Annotated in this window: 16 protein-coding genes, 1 tRNA gene and 1 riboswitch; of the genes, 11 read left to right on the forward strand and 6 right to left on the reverse strand. The window is 73.3% G+C overall.

Features of this window, described 5'->3' with window-relative positions:
* The first annotated feature begins 168 nt into the window (after positions 1-168).
* From ABII15_RS20410 to ABII15_RS20420, 3 genes are all read left to right on the forward strand, one after another.
* On the forward strand, positions 169-579 hold the full coding sequence (locus ABII15_RS20410; protein WP_353943762.1) for a rodlin: 411 nt from the start codon (positions 169-171) through the stop codon (positions 577-579).
* A gap of 352 nt (positions 580-931) precedes the next feature.
* Positions 932-1,828 (forward strand): LCP family protein, encoded by an 897-nt coding sequence (locus ABII15_RS20415; protein WP_353943763.1) that lies wholly within the window; start codon positions 932-934, stop codon positions 1,826-1,828.
* Between the two features lie 114 nt (positions 1,829-1,942).
* Positions 1,943-2,353, forward strand: coding sequence for a rodlin (locus ABII15_RS20420; RefSeq protein WP_353943764.1), 411 nt, complete (start codon positions 1,943-1,945; stop codon positions 2,351-2,353).
* A 111-nt stretch (positions 2,354-2,464) separates the two neighbouring features.
* On the opposite strand, the gene ABII15_RS20425 is transcribed toward ABII15_RS20420, so the two are convergent.
* Positions 2,465-2,752 carry a hypothetical protein gene (locus tag ABII15_RS20425; protein WP_353943765.1) on the reverse strand — a complete coding sequence of 96 codons (288 nt, stop codon included), beginning with the start codon at positions 2,750-2,752 and terminating at the stop codon, positions 2,465-2,467.
* A 160-nt stretch (positions 2,753-2,912) separates the two neighbouring features.
* Between ABII15_RS20425 and ABII15_RS20430 the strand changes: the two genes are divergently transcribed.
* The 6 genes from ABII15_RS20430 (at position 2,913) to ABII15_RS20455 (ending at position 8,892) form a co-directional block, all read left to right on the forward strand.
* Entirely contained in the window at positions 2,913-3,632 is a 720-nt protein-coding gene (locus ABII15_RS20430; RefSeq protein ID WP_353943766.1) for a TSUP family transporter, read from the forward strand.
* A gap of 155 nt (positions 3,633-3,787) precedes the next feature.
* Complete coding sequence (locus ABII15_RS20435) at positions 3,788-5,008, forward strand: alginate lyase family protein (RefSeq protein WP_353943767.1); 1,221 nt, start codon at positions 3,788-3,790, stop codon at positions 5,006-5,008.
* Positions 5,009-5,055: 47 nt separating this feature from the next.
* Positions 5,056-5,129, forward strand: a tRNA-Met gene (locus ABII15_RS20440).
* Positions 5,130-5,315: 186 nt separating this feature from the next.
* Entirely contained in the window at positions 5,316-6,395 is a 1,080-nt protein-coding gene (locus tag ABII15_RS20445) for a PP2C family protein-serine/threonine phosphatase (protein WP_353943768.1), read from the forward strand.
* A gap of 215 nt (positions 6,396-6,610) precedes the next feature.
* A riboswitch (cyclic di-AMP (ydaO/yuaA leader) is annotated at positions 6,611-6,747 on the forward strand.
* Between the two features lie 11 nt (positions 6,748-6,758).
* Positions 6,759-7,793 carry a M23 family metallopeptidase gene (locus ABII15_RS20450; RefSeq protein WP_353943769.1) on the forward strand — a complete coding sequence of 345 codons (1,035 nt, stop codon included), beginning with the start codon at positions 6,759-6,761 and terminating at the stop codon, positions 7,791-7,793.
* 145 nt (positions 7,794-7,938) lie between these two features.
* On the forward strand, positions 7,939-8,892 hold the full coding sequence (locus ABII15_RS20455; protein WP_353943770.1) for an aldo/keto reductase: 954 nt from the start codon (positions 7,939-7,941) through the stop codon (positions 8,890-8,892).
* 184 nt (positions 8,893-9,076) lie between these two features.
* On the opposite strand, the gene ABII15_RS20460 is transcribed toward ABII15_RS20455, so the two are convergent.
* From ABII15_RS20460 to ABII15_RS20475, 4 genes are all read right to left on the reverse strand, one after another.
* Positions 9,077-10,384: a PrsW family intramembrane metalloprotease gene (locus ABII15_RS20460; RefSeq protein WP_353943771.1), complete on the reverse strand. Its 1,308-nt coding sequence runs from the start codon at positions 10,382-10,384 to the stop codon at positions 9,077-9,079.
* Between the two features lie 55 nt (positions 10,385-10,439).
* Positions 10,440-11,234, reverse strand: a complete 795-nt coding sequence (gene trmB / locus ABII15_RS20465) for a tRNA (guanosine(46)-N7)-methyltransferase TrmB (RefSeq protein WP_353947124.1) — start codon at positions 11,232-11,234, stop codon at positions 10,440-10,442.
* A 58-nt stretch (positions 11,235-11,292) separates the two neighbouring features.
* Positions 11,293-12,501: an L-2-hydroxyglutarate oxidase gene (lhgO, locus tag ABII15_RS20470; protein WP_353943772.1), complete on the reverse strand. Its 1,209-nt coding sequence runs from the start codon at positions 12,499-12,501 to the stop codon at positions 11,293-11,295.
* 90 nt (positions 12,502-12,591) lie between these two features.
* A complete protein-coding gene (locus ABII15_RS20475) occupies positions 12,592-14,034 on the reverse strand; it encodes an MFS transporter (RefSeq protein ID WP_353943773.1) in 1,443 nt (480 codons plus the stop codon).
* Positions 14,035-14,675: 641 nt separating this feature from the next.
* Here ABII15_RS20475 and ABII15_RS20480 point away from each other — a divergent pair.
* Together ABII15_RS20480 and ABII15_RS20485 are read left to right on the forward strand one after the other, a co-directional pair.
* Positions 14,676-16,772 (forward strand): asparagine synthase-related protein, encoded by a 2,097-nt coding sequence (locus tag ABII15_RS20480; protein ID WP_353943774.1) that lies wholly within the window; start codon positions 14,676-14,678, stop codon positions 16,770-16,772.
* 184 nt (positions 16,773-16,956) lie between these two features.
* A complete protein-coding gene (locus ABII15_RS20485) occupies positions 16,957-20,172 on the forward strand; it encodes a BTAD domain-containing putative transcriptional regulator (RefSeq protein WP_353943775.1) in 3,216 nt (1,071 codons plus the stop codon).
* 147 nt (positions 20,173-20,319) lie between these two features.
* Here ABII15_RS20485 and ABII15_RS20490 read toward each other — a convergent pair whose 3' ends face one another.
* Positions 20,320-22,230 carry a sigma-70 family RNA polymerase sigma factor gene (locus ABII15_RS20490; RefSeq protein ID WP_353943776.1) on the reverse strand — a complete coding sequence of 637 codons (1,911 nt, stop codon included), beginning with the start codon at positions 22,228-22,230 and terminating at the stop codon, positions 20,320-20,322.
* Positions 22,231-22,370: the final 140 nt, after the last annotated feature.

A 22,370-nucleotide genomic window follows, 5' to 3' on the forward strand; every position in this document is an offset into this window, starting at 1 on the left:
CACTCGTTTGCCCGTGGAGCGCTCCGCCCTGCCCGGGGTCGGCGACGGGTCGGATAGTCATTTCTTCTGCTCCGGACCGAGGCCCCGTCCGGGTGAACGTGGACAACCGATCCGAAGAAACGGAGTTGTTCACGGTGCTCCCAGAACGCAAATGAAGGGGAACCTCTCATGATGAAGAAGGCTATGGCTGCCGCAGCGGTCGCCGCCTCCGTCGTCGGTGTCTCGGCGGCCGTGGCTGCGCCCGCGATGGCGATCGGCAACGACGGCGGCACCACCTCGCTCAGCGGCAACGGCGCCGAGCAGGCGTACGGCAACTCCGCCACGTACGGCAACATGAGCCCGCAGATGGCGCTCATCCAGGGCTCGCTGAACAAGCCCTGTGTCGGCCTGCCGGCCAAGGTCAACGCCGGTTCGCTCATCGGTGTCGTGCCGGTGTCGCTCCAGGACATCCCGGTCCTGTCGGCGCCGCAGAACCAGCAGTGCACGGAGAACTCGACCCAGGCCAAGGGCGACGAGCCGCTGTCGCACGTCCTGGACGACATCCCGGTTCTTTCCGGCAACGGCGCCGGCAACAACTGACGCACCGTGCATTTCCCGTTGGGCCGCCGCATTCCGGCGGCCCAACGCCTTTTCCGGCCCGTGAGGCGAAAGAGTTATTTTCGCCCCGGCGTGCGCGGGCTGCCCGGAGGGAAAAAGAAGATGTGCCTACGATCCTCGCGCATCGACCCCTTCGCAGTGGAGAGTCACGATGAGGAAAAGGTTTCTTCAGGGCGGCCGCAAAAGGCTGGCGATCGGCGCTCTCGCGCTTGGATTTCTGGCCTTTTCCGGTGCCGCGGCCGGACAGGTGGCGGGTGCTCTGCCCGCACAGGTGGATGCCTTCAGCGGCCTGAAGAATCGTCCCGCCGGAGGCAGCGGCACCAATATTCTCCTGATGGGAACGGACAGCCGCGACACCATCACCCGTGCGGAGAAGGAGAAATTCCACGCCGGTGGCGTCGCCTGCAATTGCAGTGACTCGATGATGCTGGTCCACCTGTCGCGGAAGCACGACCGGGTCAGCGTGATCAGCCTGCCGCGGGACTCGCTCACCGAGATCCCCGCGTACCAGGAGCCCGACGGCACGACCCGTGAGGCGCACCCGGCGAAGATCAACGCCGCGTACGCGGAAGGCGGCGCACCGCTCGCCGTGGCGACGGTCGAATCCATGACCGGGATGCGCGTCGACCACTTCCTGCAGATCGACTTCCGCCGGTTCATCGACGGCGTCGACGCGGTCGACGGCGTGACCGTGTGCACCAAGCGCCGGCTCTCGGACTCGGCCACGAAGCTGAACCTCGCCCCCGGGCGCCACCGCCTCGCCGGTGGACCGTCCCTCCAGTACGTGCGCTCGCGCCATCTGGACACCAGCGCCGACCTGGGACGCGTACAGCGCCAGCAGCGGTTCCTCGTCAACGCCCTGCGCGGCGCCGGGCTGAAGAAGACCCTCGCCGACCCGGCGAAGGCGGCCGGCCTGGCCAGGACGCTGCTCGGCTCGGCCTCGGTCGACCAGGGCTTCACCGCGTCCGATCTCATCGCCCTCGCCCGGGAACTGCGGCGCATCCCGCTCAAGGACATGGAGTTCGGGACGGTGCCCATCGCCGGGTTCAACGAGCTGATCCCGGACGTGGGCTCCACGCTGCGCTGGGACCGGGAGCGCGCCGACCGGCTCTTCGCGACGCTCCGCGAGGACCGCCAGGTGACGAAGCCCGGCTCCCGGACCCAGCCTCTCGACCCGCCGCGCCTCCAGGACCAGCCCGTCGTGCGCGGGGACAAGTACGCCTGCGCGTGACGTGCGCCCTCGGCGCGCTGGGCCGAACGGGTCGCGCTTCGCAACCGTCCGATTCCTCATCAGTTGATCAAGTGTGGCTCCGCAACCGGAGTTCGTTCAGTGAAGGGAAAACACATGAAGCAGAAGCTGTGGGCCTCCGCAACGCTCGCCGTGTCCGTCGCCGGTCTGTCGGCCGTGGCCGCCCCGCAGGCGCTGGCCATCGGTGACGACGGCGGCACGACGTCCATCAGCGGCAACGGTGCGGAGCAGGCGTACGGGAACTCCGCGACCCACGGCGACATGAGCCCGCAGCTCGGCCTCGTCCAGGGCTCGCTGAACAAGCCCTGCATCGGTCTGCCGGCCAAGGCCAACCTCGGTTCGCTCGTCGGCGTCGTGCCGATCGCCGTCCAGGACATCCCGGTCCTGTCGGCGCCGCAGAACCAGCAGTGCACCGAGAACTCCACCCAGGCCAAGGGCGACGAGCCGCTGTCGCACGTCCTGGACGACATCCCGGTCCTGTCCGGCAACGGTGCCGCGAACCACTGAATGACCTGAGGGGAGGGCAGCCGCCGCTGCGCGGCTGCCCCTCTTCCGGCCCCGGGCACGACGACGGCGGCGGATCACTTCGATCCGCCGCCGTCGTCGTGCCGTGGGGTCCTACTGGACCGAGGGGAGCGCGTTCGTCACCGGCGCCACCAGGTCGGTGAGCTGGTGCAGTTCGTTCAGCCGGTTGAGCCCGCCGAGCTGGGCCGTGGTGCTGGGCACCCCCGCACGCTGCTCCTCGGGGATCGCCATCGTCGACACCGAGTCGAGCGTCGCGGTCGGGGAGATGGCTTCGCCGTCACCGCCGAGCGGAAGGGGAGCGGCACCGGCCGTCGGCACCGCGATCGCGGTGGCACCGACGGCGAGCAGGACGGCGGTCATGGCGCGTCGAGTTGAGGTCATGCCCCTACAACGGTGCGCCCGTCCGGGCAGATACGGGGGCCGGAGGGTGCCCACCCGTCAGGTCTAAGCGGCGACCGGCCTGTTCGGTTCCGGTGTCCGCCCGGCTTCGGCGCGGCACAGGGGTGCCGTACGGGTGTAGGGGCCACGTACGCTCCGCGGCATGGCGGGTGAGGTGGCGCTGGCTCTGGTCGTGGCGGTCGCGGGATGCGTGCAGTGGCTGACGGGGATGGGGTTCGCGCTGGTCGCCGCGCCCGCCCTGGCGCTGCTGCTCGGGCCCGCCGACGGGGTGCTGCTCGCCATCTGCGCCGGGGGAGTGGTGAGTTGTGCCGGGCTCGTGGGCGGGTGGCGGCGGGTGCGGCCGCGGGACATGGTGCCGTTCGTGGCGGCGGCCGTGTGCACGGTGCCGGTCGGTACGTGGACGGCGACGCGGCTGTCCGAACCGGTGCTGATGGTGGTGTTCGGCTCGCTGGTGTGCGTGGCGGTGGGGCTGGTCGCGCGGGGCGCCCGGATGCCGGGGCTCGGCGGGACCGGGGGCGCGGTGGTCGCCGGGGGAGCGGGCGGGTTCATGAACGCGGCGGCCGGGGTCGGCGGGCCGCCGTTCTCCCTGTACGCCGTGAACGCGGGCTGGCCCATGCGGGAGTTCGTGCCGAACGCGCAGTTCTACGGGGTGGTGGTCAACGTCGTGTCGGTCGCCTCCGGAGGGCTGCCGGGGCTGGGGGCGCGGGCGTGGGCGGTGGCCGGCGGGGCGCTGTTCGTGGGGGCGCTGGTGGGGCGGGGGCTGGCCGGGCGGGTGCCGGAGCGGGGGATGCGGTGGCTTGTTCTGGGGTTGGCCCTGGTGGGCGGGGTTGTCGCGCTGGGGAAGGGGGTGTGGGGGTTGTAGTGGGAGTGCGGCTCTCGTCGTGGTTGCTCGCGCAGTTCCCCGCGCCCCTGGAGACGCGCACTACGCGCGCGATCTCCATCGGCTCAACAGATACTGCGGGCTTGTGGCGCAGGGGTCAGGCTGCCAGTGACCGAATCTGAGGCCGGAGGTAGGGCATGGCAGCGGCGAGACGCCTTCTTCTGGGGAGCCTGCTCCCCCTCGTCACGATCGTGGCGACGGGCTGCGGCTCGGGCCAGGCGCACGACAGCGGCGCGCAGGCCGTGGCCGCGCCGCCCCGGGCCGCCGGCGGGGCGTTCACCCACCCCGGCGTGTTCGTCGGCACGGACCAGCTGACGGCCGTCCGCGACCACGTGGCCCGCAAGGAAGAGCCGTGGCTGTCGGCGTACCGGGAGATGAGCCGCAGCAAGTACGCCGCGCTCGACTACGAGCCCAAGGCGTACGAGACCGTGGAGTGCCCGCCCGACACCCGCCCGGGGCAGGGCTGCGTCGAGGAGCGCGAGGACGCCATCGCCGCGTACACCCAGGCCCTGCTGTGGAACATCACCCGGGACAAGGCCCACGCCGAGAAGGCCGTGGAGATCATGGACGCCTGGTCGGACAAGGTGAAGCGGCACACCGAGGGCAACGCCGGGCTCCAGACCGCCTGGGCCGGAAGCTCCTGGGCCAAGGCCGCCGAGCTGACGCAGTACACGTACGACGGCTGGCCGGACGGGCAGGAGCTGAAGTTCCAGCGGATGCTGCGCGAGGTGTACCTGCCCGTGGTGCAGCCCGGATCCGCCGACTTCAACGGCAACTGGGACCTCGTCATGGCCGACGCCACCATGAACATCGCCGTCCACCTCAACGACCACAAGGCCTTCGACAAGGCCGTGCACCACTTCCGCTCGCGCGTGCCCGCCTACTTCTACCTCTCCTCGGACGGACCGCTGCCGGTCAAGCCCGAGGGCAGCGGCATCGACACCCCGGCGAAGCTGCACACGTACTGGTTCGGGCAGACCACCTTCAAGGACGGCCTCTCCCAGGAGACCTGCCGCAACTTCAAGCACGCCAGCTACTCGCTCGCCGCCACCTCGCACATCGCCGAGACCGCCTGGCACCAGGGCGTCGACCTGTACGGCGAGGTGAAGGACCGGCTCAGGGCGGCCCTGGAGTTCCACTCCAAGTACCAGCTCGGCGCCGCCGCCCCGTCCTGGCTGTGCGGCGGCAAGGTGCAGCGGGACATGGGGCCCGACACCGAGGTCGGCCTCAGCCACCTGCGCGGCCGCCTGAAGATGGACCTTCCGCAGACCGAGAGGCTGACCCGCAAGGAGCGGCCCGAGGGCACGGACGACCTGTTCGTGGCCTGGGAGACCCTGACCCACGCGACCGCCGCCTGACGGATTCGCGTTCTGCCGCCCTCATGACGTAGAGTCGGGTTCACCGACGCGGGGTGGAGCAGCTCGGTAGCTCGCTGGGCTCATAACCCAGAGGTCGCAGGTTCAAATCCTGTCCCCGCTACTGACAGCCGAGGCCGGAATCTCATCGAGATTCCGGCCTCGGCTCTTTCGTGTGCTCGTCCCCCGTACGGCCCACACCAGGTCGCCGCCGCCGCGCTCCCCGGGAAACCTTGACAAGACGCCGGAAACCGGGCGCGGACGTGGCAGGAGACGAGCGGTGGGGAAGCGCGGAGGACGGCACAGATCGGTGGCGGACAGCAGGGGGACCCGGTGGTTCCTGCGGGTGCTGCCCGTCCTGCTGATCCTGGGCGGCGCCTGCTACGAGTACGTCACCCCCTCCGGCTTCTCCGGGGCCCCGCTGTTCAGCGCGGCGCCGCTGGTCACCGCCCCGTTCTTCTCGCTGCGCAGCACGATCCTGGCCGGACTCGGATCGGTCCTCGCCATCCTCGTCGTCCACTTCAGATACACGCAGCGGGTCGGCACCGACATCGTCACCGAGATGGCGACCGTGGCCACCGTCTGCGTGCTCGCCTGCTTCATCAACCAGATCGTGCGGCGCGGCAACGAACAGCTGGACTCCGCGCGGCGGATCGCCCAGGCCGCCCAGTTCGCCGTGCTGCCCGAACCGGCCGACCGGATCGGCGGCCTCGCCATCGCCGCGCGCTACGAGGCCGCGCAGGCCGGCGCCTTCATCGGCGGTGACCTGTACGCCGTCCAGGACACCCCGCACGGGGTGCGCATCGTCGTCGGGGACGTGCGCGGCAAGGGCATGGGCGCGGTCTCCGCCGTCGCCGTCGTCATCGGGGCGTTCCGGGAGGCCGCCGAGCAGGAGGGCAGCCTGGAGGCGGTCGCCCTGCGCCTGGAGCGGGCGCTGGCCCGCGAGGGCACCCGGCGCGACGGCATCGACGACTTCGAGGGCTTCACCACCGCCGTGCTCGCCGAGATCCCGCACGGCGAGCAGCGCGTCCGCATCGTCAACCGCGGCCATCCCGAGCCGATCCTGCTGCTCGGCGACGGCACCGTCCGGATGATCCCGATCGTCGACGGCGTGGGGGCGCTGCCGCTCGGCATGGGCGAGCTCGGCTCCTGGCCGGACCGGGTCGCCGAGGCCGAGTTCCCCGCCGGGGCCACACTGCTGCTCTACACCGACGGGCTATCCGAGGCGCGCGACGCGGAGGGCGTCTTCTACGACCCGGCGGCCCGCCTCGCCGGGCGGATCTTCCCCGGTCCCGACGAACTGCTCCTCTCGCTCGCGGCGGAGGTGCGCGCGCACACCGGGGGCGGCGCGACGGACGACATGGCGCTGCTCGCGGTGCGAAGGCCGTGACTCTCCGCAGATGCCGCGGATAACAATTGACGAACCGTCAGTTTTCTGGCCGGTTCACGCCCTCGGTCAAGTCGACCCGTTCCGACCGGCCTTGACCCGTTAAATCCTGGCCAAAGTCGTGAACGATCAGTAGGAACAGCTTGGAATTACTGTCGGCTGTCTATTAACGTTCGATAACGCAGCGCGGTCGTCCCAGCCGTCACCAGCGACGGCTCCGCGCGCACGCGCTTAATCCCGCAAGGGAGCCGGGGAACCACCAACTTGGGGTGAATCGGGCATCTTTGGGTGCTCGTAGGAGACCTTCCTGCTCCGAACCCGTCAGCTAACCCGGTAGGCGAGAAGGAAGGAAAGGAGAGCGCCCCCGTGGCGTCGAACCGGCCTGCCCCCGAGTTCTCCTCACTGAATGACCCGTCGAACGACGCGTTCGGCCCCCAGCCCGAGAGCTGGGAGGAGTGGAACCCCACCGAGGAGTCCGTCCGCCCCGTCCGCGGCAGGCACCGCGTGGCCCGGCAGCGCGGAGGTCTCGCGCGCAGCTCCACCGTTCTGGGCGTCGGCGTGATCGCCGCCGTCGGCGCGGGCGGCATCGCCACCGCGCAGGGCGGCAAGCCCCCCGTGCACATCTCCATGCCCGACCTGTCCTCCGTCAAGGACTCGCTGCCCGAGGCCAAGTCGCTGCCCGGCGTCGGCGCGCTCATATCCGACGGCTCCGACAGCTCCGACGCCACCGCCGCCGCCCCGCTCACCACGGTCGGCAACGGCACGTCGGACGCGGGCGAGGCGCTGCGCACCCGGATCCTGGCCCAGGCCGAGACCCAGCAGGACGCCGCCGACGCCGCCGCCAAGCAGGCCGCTGAGGAAGCCGCCGCGCAGCAGGCCGCCGACGAGGCCGTCGCCAAGAAGGAGGCGGCCGACAAGAAGGCCGCCGCCGAGAAGAAGAAGGCGGCGGAGGAGGCCAAGAAGAAGGCCGAGGCCGAGCGCCTCGCCAAGCTGGCCAAGAGCTACAAGCTCCCCGTCGCCTCCTACACGGTCACCGGCACCTTCGGGCAGCCCGGCGCCATGTGGTCCTCCGGCTATCACACGGGCCTGGACTTCGCCGCTTCCACGGGTACCCCGATCTACGCGATCCACTCCGGCACCGTCACCGAGGCCGGCTGGGCGGGCGCGTACGGCTACCGCACGGTCATCACCCTCGACGACGGCACCGAGCTGTGGTTCTGCCACCAGTCGTCGATCAACGTCAGCGCCGGCCAGAAGGTCACCACCGGCGATGTCATCGGCCGCGTGGGCGCCACCGGCAATGTCACCGGACCCCACCTCCACCTGGAGGTCCACCCGGGCGGGGACGCCACCGGCATCGACCCCGCCGCGTGGCTGCGCGACCGGGGCCTGACCCCCTGAGCGGCCGGTCCGCCGGAATCCTCTGATGCTCCGGCGGTCCTGGCGGCAACCCCCCGACGCCAGGGCCGCCGGTTTTGCCTGCCCTTGAGACGCGTACCGCCGGATCCATGGAATGCCGCGCTCCGGAAGGGCGTTGAAACAGAGCATGACTTCTTCTGTGCTTCGCCCCCTGGGCTCTTCCGGTCTCGACGTCTTCCCGCTCTGCCTCGGCGGCAATGTCTTCGGCTTCACCGCCGACGAGGCCGCGAGCTTCGAGGTGCTCGACGCCTATGTCGCGGGCGGCGGCAACTTCATCGACACCGCCGACTCCTACTCGTCCTGGGCGCCGGGCAACAAGGGCGGCGAGTCCGAGACCCTCATCGGCCGGTGGGCCAAGGCGCGCGGGCGGCGCGACGACGTGGTCATCGCCACCAAGGTCGGCCGCCACCCGGACTTCCCCGGCCTGCGCGGCGACAACATCAAGGCCGCCGCCGACGCCTCGCTGCGCCGCCTCGACACCGACTACATCGACCTCTACTACACGCACTTCGACGACGACGAGACGATCCCGGTCGAGGAGATCATCGGCGCGCTCGACGAGCTGGTGAAGGCCGGCAAGGTCCGCCACATCGCCGTCTCCAACATCTCGCCGGAGCGGCTCCAGGAGTCCCTGGACTTCTCCGACCGCGAGGGCCTGGCCCGCTATGTGGCCATCCAGCCGCACTACAACCTCGTCTCGCGCGACACCTACGAGGGCGCGCGGCAGGACATCGCCTCGCGCGCGGGCCTGGGCGCCGCCCCGTACTGGTCGCTGGCCTCGGGCTTCCTGACGGGCAAGTACCGGCCGGGCGTCAGCGTCGACAGCGTCCGCGCCGACAAGGCGGGCGGGTACCTGGAGACCGAGCGCGGGCAGAAGGTCCTCACCGCGCTCGACGAGGTCGCGCAGGCGCACGGCGCCGAGGTCGCCACCGTCGCCCTGGCCTGGCTCGCCTCCCGGCCCACCGTCACCGCGCCGATCGCCTCCGCGCGCACCGCCGCGCAGCTCCCGGCGCTGATGGCCGTCGCCGAACTGGAACTGACCGAGGCCGAGCTGGCCCGGCTGACCGAGGCCTCCGCCTGAGCGGTGTCCTAGGGCGTGTGTCGAAAGTCCCGTCTGCCTCGCGGGGTCTGGCACGCACGCTCGCGGCGTTGCCGAAACGCCCTCATAGCTCCGCTATGAGGACGCCCCGGCGCCTTGCGATCGCACGCACCAGACCCCGCGAGGCCCGCCCTTCGGGCGAACGACGGGACTTTCGACACACGCCCTAGTACCGGTACGGGTTGTACGCGGGGCCCTGCGTCATCTGCGGGCCCGCGTACACCGGCGGACGCCAGACCGGGGCCGCGGACCGCGAGCCGTACGCGAGGGCGGGCCGGGCGGCGGCGCGCCGCTCCCACAGCGCGTCGAGCAGCTCCCGCTCCCGTACGACGAAGTCGGCGCCGGCCCTGCCTCTGCTTCCCCGGCGCCGCAGCAGGGCCAGCGACGTCGCGTACGCCTCGTACGCCGCGACGGACTCCGCGGCCTGCCGGCCGCCGTAGTGCGCGGCGAACTCCCGTGCCAGGCGCCGCGCCTTCAGCGAGCCGAGCGCGAATGGTTCGGGCAGGGTGACCCAGCCCGCCGCGACGTACGCGGGCAGTTCCTCGCGCACGATGCGCAGTTCGCGCTGGCGCAGATAGACCGCGAGCCAGGTGACCAGGCCGAACACCGGCACCATGAAAGCCGCGTAGACGGCGAAGAAGCCGTACTCGCCGAGCGACGACGAGCCGTTCCAGAAGGCGTGCATGCCCATCGCGCAGAGCAGGCCCGTCAGCGGCACCAGGAGGCGGCGGAACCGGCCCCGGTCGCGGGCGGTGACCGCCGCGACGCCGAAGCCGATGCCGGTCAGCACGGTGAAGAGCGGATGCGCGAACGGGGACATCACGACCCGCACGAAGAAGGTGGCGGCGGTGACCGAGCTGAGGCCCGGGCCGGTGCCCGCCAGCTGGTCGGTCCCGAAGGCGTTCCCGAGGTACAGGATGTTCTCGGTGAACGCGAAGCCGGTCGCGGTGATCCCGGCGATCACGATGCCGTCGACGACGGAGTCGAAGTCCCGTCTGCGGAAGAGGAAGACCAGCAGCACGGCGGCGGCCTTCGCGGACTCCTCGACGATCGGGGCGATGACGGTGGCGCCGAGGGTGTCGGCGCCGGTCGGGTCGGCGGTGGCGGTCTCTATCCAGCGCGTCGCGAAGCTGTTCGCGACGATGGCTATCAGGGCCGCGGCGCAGGCACCCCAGGCGAACGCGAAGATCATGTTCCGCCAGGGGCCGGGCCGTACCCGGTCAAGCCAGCGGAACGCCGCCGTCAGCAGCGGGACGGGGACGACGGCGAGGCCGAGCCCGACCAGGAACCCTTGGGTGCCGGTCTGCTCGCGGACGAGCGCCGCGATGACCACTCCGGACACCGCGAGCAGCGTCGCGAGCGCCGTCGCCCGTACACCTTTCCGCTCCCACCAGCGCGGGTGCCGGACCGTGCCGCCCTGGGCCGTGCCGAGGGCGTCGTCCTGGTGGTGCGGGTAGGCGGGATACGGATCCACACGTTGACCCTAACGAGGGATGACGGTCCGCGCGACGGGGTCCTCGGACAGGGTGCTACTTCCGGCGGAACAGCAGGTCGTGCACCACATGGCTCTTGTCCAGGCCCTTGCCCTCGAACCGGGTGAGCGGGCGGAAGGAGGGGCGCGGGGCGTAGCCGCCGTCGGGCACCGTGTTCTCGAAGTCGGGGTGGGCGCCGAGCACGTCGAGCATCTGCTCGGCGTAGTCCTCCCAGTCCGTCGCGCAGTGCAGGAGCGCCCCGGGCTTCATCGGGCCCGCGACGAGGGAGAGGAACTCGGGCTGGATCAGCCGCCGTTTGACGTGGCGCTTCTTAGGCCAGGGGTCGGGGAAGTAGACGCGCACCCCGTCCAGGGCGGCGGCGGGCAGCATCGAGCGCAGCAGGATGATCGCGTCGCCGTTGGCCACCCGGACGTTCGTGAGGCCGTTCTTGTCCGCCAGGTTGAGCAGATTGCCCTGGCCCGGGGTGTGCACGTCGACGGCGAGGATGCCGGTCGTCGGGTCCTCCGCGGCCATCTGGGCCGTGGCCTCGCCCATGCCGAAGCCGATCTCCAGGACGATCCGGTCGACCGCGGGGCCGGACTCCTGTGCGAAGAGCGCCGGGAGGTCGAGCACGCGCTGTCCGTCGACGTCCAGGCCCCACTGCGGCCAGAGCCGCTGGAGCGCGTCGCCCTGCGCGGTGGTGACCCGGCCGCGGCGCGGCTGGAAGCTGCGGATGCGCCGCTCGTGGTGCGAGTCGGCCGGATCGGGCTTGGGGCCGTCGGGGAACCGGGGCTCGTTCGGGCGCGCGGACGGCGCCGGGGGCTCGGCCGGCTCCGACGGCTCGGGCGTCACGGACGTGGGGTGCTCAACAGACTCAGACACAGTGGGGAGATTTTACGCGTCCGGCCGGTCACGGCGCGGCGAGCGCGGCCAGGGCCCGGCGGGCCACCTCCCGGCCGATGGGGAGGGAGGCGGTGGCGGCCGGCGACGGCGCGTTCAGCACATGGACCGTGCGGGGGGCCTCGCGGATCAGGAAGTCGTCGACGAGGGTGCCGTCGCGCAGCACGGCCTGGGCGCGCACCCCGGCCGGGGCAGGCGTCAGATCGTCCGCGCGGACGGCCGGGACGAGACGGCGCACGGCGGCGGCGAAGGCGGACCGGGACGCGGAGCGCCGCAGCTCCCCGGCCCCGTACCGCCAGTGCCGGCGGGCGATGTGCCAGGAGCCGGGCCAGGCCAGCGTCCCCGCGAGCTCGCGGGGCCGGACGACGCCCCAGCCGTAACCCTCGCGGGCCAGCGCGGGCACGGCGTTCGGCCCGACGTGGACGGTGCCGTCGATGCCGCGGGTCAGGTGCACGCCGAGGAACGGGAACGCCGGGTCCGGCACGGGATAGACCAGGCCGCGCACCAGCTCGGGCCGGGCCAGCTCGAAGTACTCGCCCCGGAACGGCACGATGCGCATCTCCGGGTCGTCCCCGGCGAGGCGGGCCACCTGGTCGCACTGGAGTCCCGCGCAGTTCACCAGGACGCGGCCGCGCACGATGTCCCCGGCGCGGGTGCGCACCGCGACGCCGCGGTCGGGGCGCCGGTCGATCCGCTCGACGTCGGCGCCGAAGCGGATGTCGGCGCCGGAGGCCTCGGCGAGCCGCTCGGCGACCGCGCGGTAGTCGGCGATGCCGGTGGTGCCGACGTGGATGGCGGCGAGGCCGCGCACCTCGGGCTCGTACTCCTGTATCTGGGCGGGGCCCAGCTCGCGCACCGGGATCCCGTTCTCCCTGCCGCGCTGGACCAGGGCGTGCAGGCGGGGGAGCTCGGCGCGGCCGGTGGCGACGATCAGCTTTCCGGTGACCTCGTGCGCGATCCCGTACTCCGCGCAGAACTTGACCATCTCGGCGGCGCCGCGCACCGCGAACTCCGCCTTGAGCGAGCCGGGGCGGTAGTAGATCCCGCTGTGGATCACTCCGCTGTTGCGCCCCGTCTGGTGGCGGGCCGGGCCCGGCTCCTTCTCCAGCACGACGACCCGGGTCCCCGGCGCGATCCGGGACACGGCGTAAGCGGTGGACAGCCCGACGATCCCGCCGCCGACCACCACCACGTCCCCGTCATACGCGACCGTCCCCACCGGGCCTCACCTCCACTGCCAGCATCTTGCCCGACGCCACTGACAACGCGGCCGGCCGCCCGCCCCCGGCCGGTCCGCCGCCGGGCACCCTTACGCCGGCGCGACCAGCAAGGGGCGTGCCCGCTCGCGCAGTTCGGCGACCCGGGGCTCGTCGCCGTAGGGCTCCAGGCGGTGCAGCAGATCCCGTACGTACTCGGTGGTCCGCGCCGAGGAAATCCGTCCGGCCACCTCCAGGGCGCGGGTGCCCTGCTCGCAGGCGGCGTCCAGATTGCCGGACTCCAGCTCCGCGACGGCCGACACCACGAGGCGCAGCCCGTGCGAGCGTACGAACTCCTCCGTCGGACGCGAGAGCGCCTGCTCCGTGAATCTGCGTACCTGCCGGGGGGCCTTCAGGTCCCGGTAGCACTCGGCGGCGTCCGCGGCGAAGCGGTCGTACGAGTAGAAGCCCAGCCACGAGGGATCGCTGTCGCCCTCCCGGGCCCGCTCCAGCCACCCCTCGGCGGCCCGCAGCGCGGTGGCGGCCGCCTGCGCGTCCCCGGCGCGCGCGTGCGCGCGTGCCTCGACGAGCCGGAAGAAGCTCATGGTCCGCGCGGTGGAGAGCCCGCGATTGCGCTCCAGGGCGGCCTGCGCCAGGTCCACGCCCTCGTCCCCGAACCCCCGGTAGGTCGCCTGGAGCGACATGGAGGCGAGCACATAGCCGCCGAGCGGCACGTCGGCGGCGGCCCGCGCGAGCCGCAGCGCCTGGATGTAGTACCGCTGGGCCGCCTCCTGCTGCCCGGTGTCGAACGCCATCCAGCCGGCGAGCCGGGTCAGCTCGGCCGCGGCCCCGAACAGCGAGCGCCCCACCTCGTCCGAGTACGAGCCGAGCAGCAGCGGCGCCGCCTCGACCCGCAGACACTCCGGCACCATCGACGAACGCCAGTCCCCGCCGCCGTACTTGGAGTCCCAGCGCCGCGCGTCCTCCGCGGCCTCACGCAATTTCTGTACGTCGCTGTGGCCGACCTTCTGGACCTTGGAGCCGTCCTCGGCGCTCTCCGCCCCGGCGGCCACGTGCGGCTCGCGCGCGACCGACGAGTCGGCCGGTGTTATCAGCCACCGGGACGCGGGCGTCGCGTAGGCGCTCACCGCGAACGATCCGGCCAGCGACTGCCAGATCCCGCCGCCGCCGGCCCGCCGCCCGGCGAGGTCGAGGCGGTACAGCTCGGTCGCGGACTTCACCGCCGCGCGCACGTCGCGCGGGAAGGCCAGGCCCACTTCGGGCGCGGGGTCGGCGTCGGCGAGGCCGATCTCGTGCAGGGGCACGGGCCGGCCCAGCTTCTGTCCGATGGCGGCGGCGATCAGATGCGGGGCGGCGCCCTGCGGCACCATGCCCTTCGACACCCAGCGCGCCACCGACGTCTTGTCGTAGCGAAGTGTCAGACCGCGCTGGCTCCCGAGGTCGTTCACGCGCCGCGCGAGTCCGGCGTTGCTGATCCCCGCGAGGGCGAGAACGGCGCCGAGTTTCTCGTTCGGCCCGCGTTGCTCCCTGGACATGCGCCACCCCTCGACACAGACGGCTGCCGCGTCAGGCGTCATCCAGACTGATACAGACCACTTCGGTGTGGCATAACCGCGCGGCATTCGTACACCCAGCGTAGTTCGCCGAATCCCAAGCGTTAAGGGCCGCTGTTCCGGATGGCGGGATTGTTGTCCGTACTCAAGTACGGCGCAGGCCACGCCGTGTGACCGTGTGCTCCGTGCGTGGTGCCGTGCGCCTGTGCGTGCGCTCTTACTCGGACACCCGTGGACGGCTTCCATGGAACCTGCGTGGGTCGGCCCGCTGTACTGGATCCAGCGGGCTGGGGGACACCGCCGCCTTCATCCCCGCGGGCGGCGGACCGGTCCGGGAGGCGGTGTGCGCCTCCCGGACTGTGCGTTGCACTCTGGGTTGCGCGCTGTGGCCGAAGCGGGGTGTCCACCTCCGGCCATCCCGGGCCGATTTGGCCGAAAGTCGCCCCTGTCGCCCTGTGTGGGCCGGGTAGTGCCACGGTTCAACCACGGCTCAAACAGGGCGCATTGGGGGGAGCGTACGCCATCTCGCGCTCCGCACTTGCCCCTTCACTTGGGCCCTCCTGGGCGCCTCCTTCGTGGCAGCATGGGGACCTCTTGGTTGTCCACAGCTTGTGGAGGCGGCGATGCGGTGGTTGGTGGGGTGGAGCAGCACCACCCCTGGAGCCGTTGCCTTCGACTCCGCGGGGGCCACGGGCAAGGACGGCGAAACGGTCCATCCGGTGGGCTCCCAACTCCTGTGGGGCGACCCGGATCCGCTGTGGGCGGTCGGTGACTGGCGCTCCGACGAGGTGCGCATCGTCAAGGCCGACGACCGTACGCGGATCGCGGTGCTCGGCGTGTGCGGCGCGAGCGACCAACAACTGAAGGTGGGCCTCCACGCCGCGCGGGGCGGCGCCCTGCGCCACCTGACGGCCTGGCCCGGCAGTTACACCGCCGTCGTCCAGGTGGGCCGCCGCGTCATGGTCGCCGGCGACCTCGCGGGTGCCCGCCCGGTCTTCTACACCCCCTGGGCGGGCGGCACCGCCTACGCCACCGCCGCGCTCCCGCTCGCCGACCTCATCGAGGCCCACCTCGACGTGGGGCACCTGGCCGCGCTGCTCGCCGCCCCCGACGTCCCGGAGGCGCTGCACGACTCGACGCCGTACCAGGGCGTGCGCCGCATCCCGCCGGGGCACGCGCTGATCCTGCGCGCGGGCGCACGGGAGATCGCCGGCTACGAGCCCGTGGCGTCCCTCGCGGTGGCCGCGGCGCCCGCCGACCCGGACCGCGCCGTGGACGCCGTCCGGGAGGCCCTGGTGGACGCCGTACGGGCCCGCCTCGGCGCGCCCCGGCACATCCCCGGCACCGACCTGGACCCCGGGCCGGTGCCCGGCATGGGGCCCGCCGAGCGCCGCGCCGCCCGCGGCATGCCGGTGCCCGGCATCGGCGCCGACCTCTCCGGCGGCCCGGCGTCCGGCACCCTCGCCCTGCTCGCCGCGGGCCTGCCCGGGATGCCCGGCACCGTCCTCGGCCACGGCACGGGCGCGGGCGAGCGCCTGCTGGCGGTCACCTTCAACGACCTGTCGACCACGACGATCCACCGCGAGGCCGAACTCGAACGCGCGGGGGCGATCGCCTCCAACCCGCGCCTGCACCACGTGGTGGTCACCGGCGGCGAGGAGACGCTGCCCTACGCGGACCTGGAGGGCCCGCTCACCGACGAGCCCAGCGCCGTCCTCGTCTCCGCCTCCCGGCACCGCGCGCGCCTCGCCTCCGGCAGCGCCGACCACTTCACCGGCTACGGGGCACGGCAGGTTCTCGACGCCCATCCGGCCCGGCTCGCCGACCTCCTGATGGACCGCAGGCGCCGCCACATGGTGCGTCCCGTGGCCGCGCTCACCAAGGCCGAGGGCGGCTCGCTGCGCGTTCCGGCGCGGGTCTACGGAGCGGCCAGAAAACTCGCCCGCACGCCCTACACGACGGGCCTCGACCACCTGGCCGACCGGCTGCTCCAGCGCAGCTTCGACGAACCGGGCGGCGCCGTCGGCGCCTCGCTCGCCGCGCTCGCGTGGGCCAGACCCGGGCCCGCCGCCCGCTGGCTGACCGGCGAGGCACTCGCAGAAGTATCGGTTCGCCTGCAAGAGGGCCGGGTCCGCCCCGGGACCGGCCCGGGGCAGCGCCCCGGCGCGTTCCGGGCCCGCTCCGCCCTCGCCCGGCACGCGGCGGACCTGCGCATCCTGGAACAGGCCGCGGAGGTCCGCTCCCAGCGCCTGCACGCGCCCTTCCTCGACAACGAGGTGGTCCGCGCCTGCCAGGCCCTCCCCGAGGCGCTGCGCGTCCAGCCCGGCGCCCGCGCGGTGATCCTGCGCACGGTGCTCGAAGGCGCGGGCGTCCACGAGCTGCCGCCCGGCTGGGGCGCCCCCTCGCACGCCACCGCGGCGGCCGCCGCCCGCACCGGCCTGCGCGTCTCCGCCGACCACCTCATCGCCCTCTTCGACACGCCCCTGCTGGCCCAGACCGGCCTGATCGAGGCACGCGTGGTCCGCAAGGCGCTGCGCGCGGCGGCCGACGGCGAAGCCCTCCCGCTGGACGGCCTCGCCGACCTCGTCGGCCTGGAACTGTGGCTCCGCCGCCTCATGGCCCGCCGGGGCACCTGCTGGACGGGCACCCCGGCACGCGCGCGTGCGGTCCCGACGGGCAGCGTCGTCCCGGAACGAGCCTTGGGAGCGGGCCCCCGCTGACGTCCCCCGCCGGCTTGGGCAATCTGCCGCCAGGGGCGGCAGGGTGGGCAAGGCGTCCCCCCAGCGCGGGGCGAGCGCTGATCAGGCCCGAGCCCCGGCCCCGCCCGACCGGCCCACGGCCCCCGCCCCGCCGAACACCACCAACCCCGGGCCTTCGTCCCCCCGCCCCGGAGACAATGTCCCGGTGCGGTACACGATCCTGGGAACCACCAAGGCCTACGACGACGACGGCGCCCCCGTCACCGTGGGCGGCCCGCGCCTGCGCGCCCTCCTCACCTCCCTGGCCCTGCACACCCCCCGTCCGGCCCCCGTGCCCACCCTCATCGACGACGTCTGGGAGGACGCCCCGCCCGCCGACGCCCCGGCCGCCCTCCAGGCCCTGGTGGGCCGTCTGCGCCGCGCCCTCGGCAAGGACGCCGTCACCTCCGGACCGGGCGGCTACCGCCTCACCGCGACCCGCGACGACATCGACCTGTACGTCTTCGAACGCCTCGCCCACCAGGGCACCGCGGCCCTCGCCGCCCACGACCCCGGGGCCGCCGCCCGCACCCTGCGCGAAGCCCTCGCCCTGTGGCACGGCCCGGCCCTGGCCGACCTGCCCGGCCACACCGCGGCCACCCGCCCGGAGGCCCAGCGCCTGGAGACCACCCGCGCGCGCGTCCAGGCCGACCTGGAGCTGGGCCGCGCCCCCGACCTCGTACCGGAACTGCGCGAACTCACCACGGCCCACCCCTACGACGAGCCGCTGCACGCGCTGCTCATCCGGGCCCTGCGCGCGACCGGCCGGCGGGCGGACGCGCTGGCGGCGTACGAGACGGCCCGCCGCACCCTGGCGGACGGCCTCGGCACCGACCCGGGATCCGAACTGACCCATCTGCACGCCGAATTGCTGACGGAACCAACCGCCCCGCCCGCACCCGCCGCCACAGAGCCCGCTCCCCCCACCCCGGCCCGCAGCGGCAATCTCCGCCCCCGGCTGAATTCCTTCGTCGGCCGGGAACCCGAACTCGACGCGATCCGTTCCGACTTGCGAGGAGCACGCCTGGTCACGCTCACGGGCCCGGGCGGCTCCGGCAAGACCCGCCTGGCCGAGGAGGCAGCGGCCCCCGAGCCCCGGGCCTGGCTGGTCGAGCTGGCGCGGCTGGACGACCCGAGGGCGGTCCCGGGCGCGGTCGTCAGCGCGCTGGGCCTGCGCGAGACGGTCCTGATGACGACCGAGCTCTCGGGCCTGCACGACGACCCGACCAGGCTCCTCGTCGAGCACTGCGCCCACCGTGCCGAGCTCCTGATCCTTGACAACTGCGAGCATGTGATCGACGCGGCGGCGGAGCTCGCCGAGACCCTGCTGACGCACTGCCCGGGTCTCACGATCCTCGCCACCAGCCGTGAACCCCTGGGCGTGCCGGGGGAGTCGGTGCGCCCCGTCGAGCCGCTGCCCCCGGACCCCGCGCACCGCCTGTTCGCCGAGCGGGCCGCCGCGGTCCGCCCCGGCTTCGATCCCGCGCGGGACGCCGAGGCCGTCGCCGAGATCTGCCGCCGCCTGGACGGCCTGCCGCTCGCCATCGAGCTGGCGGCGGCCCGCCTGCGGCTGCTCACCCCGCGCCAGATCGCCGACCGCCTCGACGACCGGTTCCGCCTGCTGACCAGCGGCAGCCGCACCGTTCTGCCCCGCCAGCAGACCCTGCGCGCCGTCGTCGACTGGTCCTGGGACCTGCTCGACGACAGCGAGCGCACCGCCCTGTGCGAGCTGTCGGTCTTCGCGGGCGGCTGGACCCTGGAGGCCGCCGAGGCCGTCTGCTCCCCGCCCGGCGGCGCCGACGCCGTCGGCTCCCTCGTGGACAAGTCCCTGCTGATCGCGACCCCGAGCGGCGGCGGACTGCCCGGGATGCGCTACCGCATGCTGGAGACCATCCACGAGTACGCCATGGAGCGCGCCGCCGAGAAGCCCGAGCTGCGGCTGGCCGCCGAGCGCCGGCACCTCGCGCACATACGCGCCCTGGTCGAGGAGGCCGACCCCAAGCTGCGCTCGGAGGAGCAGCTGCCGTGGATCCAGCGCCTCGAGACGGAGCTGGACAACATCAGGGCGGCCCTGACCCGGGTCACGACCGCGCCCGGCCTCGTCGACGAGGAGGCCGCGATCGACCTGGCGCTGCACATGGGCTGGTTCTGGTGGCTGCGCAACTACCGTACCGAGGGCGGCGACTGGGTCCACGCCATCAGCCGGCTGCTGCCGGACGACACCGAACAGGGCGACCCCGACGACCCGCTCCACTGGCCGCGGATGAAGCTGCGCCTGCTGGCGCTCTTCCTCGTCACCGAGTCCACCCCGCAGGAAGTCATCCGCAGCGAGGCCGACCGGGCGTACATGGTGCGGGTGCGCACCGCCTTCGAGCCGCCGAACCCGCAGGGCGCCACCTTCCCCGGAATCATCTGGCCGTTCACGCTCTTCGTCCTGGACGGAGTGGGAGACGTGCGCGAGGCGCTGGACCGCGCCGTCGCCAACTGCCGCCGGTTCGGCGGGGAATGGGAGATCGGCGTCACGCTGATGTTCCGTACCCACACGGTGGTGGACATGGCGGGCCGCATGGAGGGCGTCGACGAGGACATCGCCGAGCTGCGGGAGATCAGCCGCCGGGTGGGCGACCGCTGGATGCGCGCCCAGGTGTGCAGCGCGGCGGCCGAGGTCGCCATGGGGCGCGGCAGCTACCCGGAGGCGAAGGTCGAACTGGAGGAAGGGATCCGGCTCGCCCAGGAGGTGGGGGCGTACGCGGAGACGCCGTTCCTGCTGGCACGGATCGCCGAGATCGCCTACCGCGAGGGCGACCGGGAAGCCGCCCGCACGTCCCTCGACAGGGCGAACGAGGAGGCGGAGCGGTACGGGATCGCCGACACCGCCGCCTTCATCGGACTGCTCTACGCGCATCTGGCCCTGGCCGAAGGGGAGGTGGCCCGCGCGCGCGAGCTGTGCGACCGCTCCCGCGCCGTGGCCGAGGGCGGCACACCGCCCCCGCAGTTCCACGCCTCCCTCGGGCTGATCGACTCCCGCATCACGGCGGCCGAGTCGGGCGCCGCGGCCGGTCTGGCGCTGCTCACCGACACCCTGCGCGACGCGATGGCGGGGCGCTGCGCGGAGACCGTCGTCGCGGGCCTGGTCGACGTCGGGGCCGAACTGCACGCCCGCCGCGACGACCTGGCCCGCGCGGTCCGGCTGTTCGCGGCGTCGGACGCGCTGCGCGACGGCCGGCCCCGGCCGCTGCCGGAGCGCGACGAGTGCGCGGCGGTGGACACCCGCGCGCGGGTTGCCCTCGGCGACACCCGGTACGAGACCGAGCGCGCGACGGGCGCGGCGCTCACCCCCGACCAGCTCCTGGCCGACCTGGCGGGACCCACGGGCAACTGACCCGCCACGCCCCGCGCGGCCCCGGCCCGGCCAGCCGCAGTTGAAGCCTCCGGCCCGTCAGCCGCAGTCGATCCTCGGCTCTGCCCGTCAGCCGCAGCTGAATCGCGACTCCGTCCGTCAGCCGCAGCCGACCCTCGACTCCGTCCGTCAGCCGCAGCTGAACCGTGACTCCGCCCAGTCGGCGACCGCCACCGTGCCACCCGGCCCCTCCGGCTCCACCACGAGCCGGATCGTCCTGTGCCCGGCCAGGTTCACATGCACCGGGACCGCCGGGTCGTGGCCCCGGACCACCCGCGACTGCCAGGCGCGCGCCCCGTCGACGTAGACGGAGAACCGGACGGCGCCCAGACCCAGCGTCATGTCGTCGACACCGGCGAAGGCGTCGTACGCGGTGCAGGAGCGGTTCAGATCGATGGTGACCGAGGACCGGGAGTGCACCGAGACGCCGTGCGCGTACCGCTTGTCGGCGATCGACATGCCGTACCGCTGCCAGACCCAGCTGCTCTCGGCGAGCCGGATCTCCGGCTTGCTGCCGTCGCCCGCGACGCTGTAGTCGAGCGTGCTCAGCTGGTAGACGGCCGGGGCGGGCGGGGGAGTGGGCGTCGGGGTGGGCCTGGGCGGGGTGGGCTTCGGCGTCGGTTTCGGCGTGGGCCTGGGCTTCGGCTTCGGGGTCGGCTCGGGCGCCGGTTTCACCGACGGCTTGGGCTTCGGCTTCGGCGTCGGGGTGGGCGTCGGGGTGGGGGTCGGCTTCGGCTCGGGCGGGGTCGGCTTCGGTGTCGGCTTCTGCGGTGCCGGTGTGATCGGCTGCGAGACCGGCGGCTTCTCCTTCCGCGCCTCCGGCTCCTGCTTCGGCTCGCCGCCGGTCAGCGCGATGGCCAGCGCGGCGGCGGTCGCGGCCGCCACCACTCCGGCGGCGATCCCGGCCTTCGCGGGCGCGCCGAGCCCCTCCGACGCGGCGGCGCCTGCCGCGCCGCCCCCGGACGTACCGCCGCTCGCCGCGGCAGCCGCACCGGCGCCCGCCGCACTCGCCGCGCCACCGCCGATGAAGGCGGCCGCCTTCGCGTACCCGGCGGCGCCGAACCAGCCGATGACCGCGACCGGCACGACCCCCGGGATGCCGCTGGCGACTTCCTTGATCTGCCCGGCCGCGAGCCGGCACTTGGCGCACTCCTCCAGGTGCTTGCGCAGGCCCCGCTCGGCCCGCGTACGCAGGCTGCCGCGCGCGTACGCGCCGAGCCGGTCCGCGTACCGGGAGCACTCCTCGGACTCGGTGAGGGTGGCCGAGACGTGCGCCTGGAGATAGGCCTCCTTCAGGCCCTCGCGGGCGCGCTTGGCGAGCACCCGCGTGCCGTTGGCGTCCAGGCCGAACAGGGCGGCGACATCGCTGGGCGACTCGTCCTCGACCTCGGTGTGCCACAGCACGGCCTGCCAGCGCTCGGGCAGCGAGCGGAAGGCCTGCACGGCCATCGACTGCTCGGCCTCCTGCATGGCCCGTACGTCCGCGCCGAGTTCGAGCGTGTCGTCGTCCAGGGCCTCGGTCGAGCGGGCGGCCTGGTCGGCGAAGACGGCGAAGTCGTCGACCAGTTGCTCGCGCCTGGCCGACTTCGTCCATGACGCGGCGACCCGCCGCACGGTGGTCAGCAGATAGGCGCGGACCGCGTGCTCGGGCCCGCTGCCGCCGCGCACGGCCTGGAGCATGCGGGCGAAGACCTCGGCCGTCAGGTCGTCGGCGGTGTGACCGTCGCGGCAGCAGGTGCGGGCGTAGCGGCGCACGGCGGCGGCGTGCCGGCGGTACAGCTCCTCGTACGCGCCGTCGTCGCCCGCGCGCATCCGCTCGATCAGATCGGCGTCGGACGGCGGCCGGTCTCCGCTGTCGGCGGCGGGCGCCACCTCGCGCTGGGCCGGTACGGACGCCTCGGCGTCGGGCACGGGGGCCGGGGCGGGTCTGCCGGAGGTCCGGTCGGGGCCGCCCTGGCTCGGTACGTGCCGCGCGGTGAGGTCCTCCGCGCCCGTCCCCCCACCGCCGGGCCGCTGCTCGCCCTGCCCGTCAACGCTCATCGCGGAAGCCCCCGCCTGCCCACTCACGGCCGATCACCGGGAAAGCGTGCCACACGGGGAGCGCACGGCGGCCGCCTCTGCACGGCAACCACTCATCCGTGGAGATTTCCCGCACCGAAGCACATCCGTCACCCGGCCGG

This window comes from Streptomyces sp. HUAS MG91 (assembly GCF_040529335.1).
Taxonomy (GTDB): Bacteria; Actinomycetota; Actinomycetes; order Streptomycetales; family Streptomycetaceae; genus Streptomyces; species Streptomyces tabacisoli.

What these genes read in the sequence shown, in the direction of transcription:
- ABII15_RS20420 (WP_353943764.1), top strand. Translation starts at nt 1,943, where the DNA reads ATGAAGCAGAAGCTGTGGGCCTCCGCAACGCTCGCCGTGTCCGTCGCC.
- ABII15_RS20475 (WP_353943773.1), bottom strand. Translation starts at nt 14,034, where the DNA reads ATGTCCAGGGAGCAACGCGGGCCGAACGAGAAACTCGGCGCCGTTCTC.
- ABII15_RS20430 (WP_353943766.1), top strand. Translation starts at nt 2,913, where the DNA reads ATGGCGGGTGAGGTGGCGCTGGCTCTGGTCGTGGCGGTCGCGGGATGC.
- ABII15_RS20490 (WP_353943776.1), bottom strand. Translation starts at nt 22,230, where the DNA reads ATGAGCGTTGACGGGCAGGGCGAGCAGCGGCCCGGCGGTGGGGGGACG.
- ABII15_RS20425 (WP_353943765.1), bottom strand. Translation starts at nt 2,752, where the DNA reads ATGACCTCAACTCGACGCGCCATGACCGCCGTCCTGCTCGCCGTCGGT.
- ABII15_RS20480 (WP_353943774.1), top strand. Translation starts at nt 14,676, where the DNA reads ATGCGGTGGTTGGTGGGGTGGAGCAGCACCACCCCTGGAGCCGTTGCC.
- ABII15_RS20455 (WP_353943770.1), top strand. Translation starts at nt 7,939, where the DNA reads ATGACTTCTTCTGTGCTTCGCCCCCTGGGCTCTTCCGGTCTCGACGTC.
- ABII15_RS20410 (WP_353943762.1), top strand. Translation starts at nt 169, where the DNA reads ATGATGAAGAAGGCTATGGCTGCCGCAGCGGTCGCCGCCTCCGTCGTC.
- ABII15_RS20415 (WP_353943763.1), top strand. Translation starts at nt 932, where the DNA reads ATGGGAACGGACAGCCGCGACACCATCACCCGTGCGGAGAAGGAGAAA.
- ABII15_RS20435 (WP_353943767.1), top strand. Translation starts at nt 3,788, where the DNA reads ATGGCAGCGGCGAGACGCCTTCTTCTGGGGAGCCTGCTCCCCCTCGTC.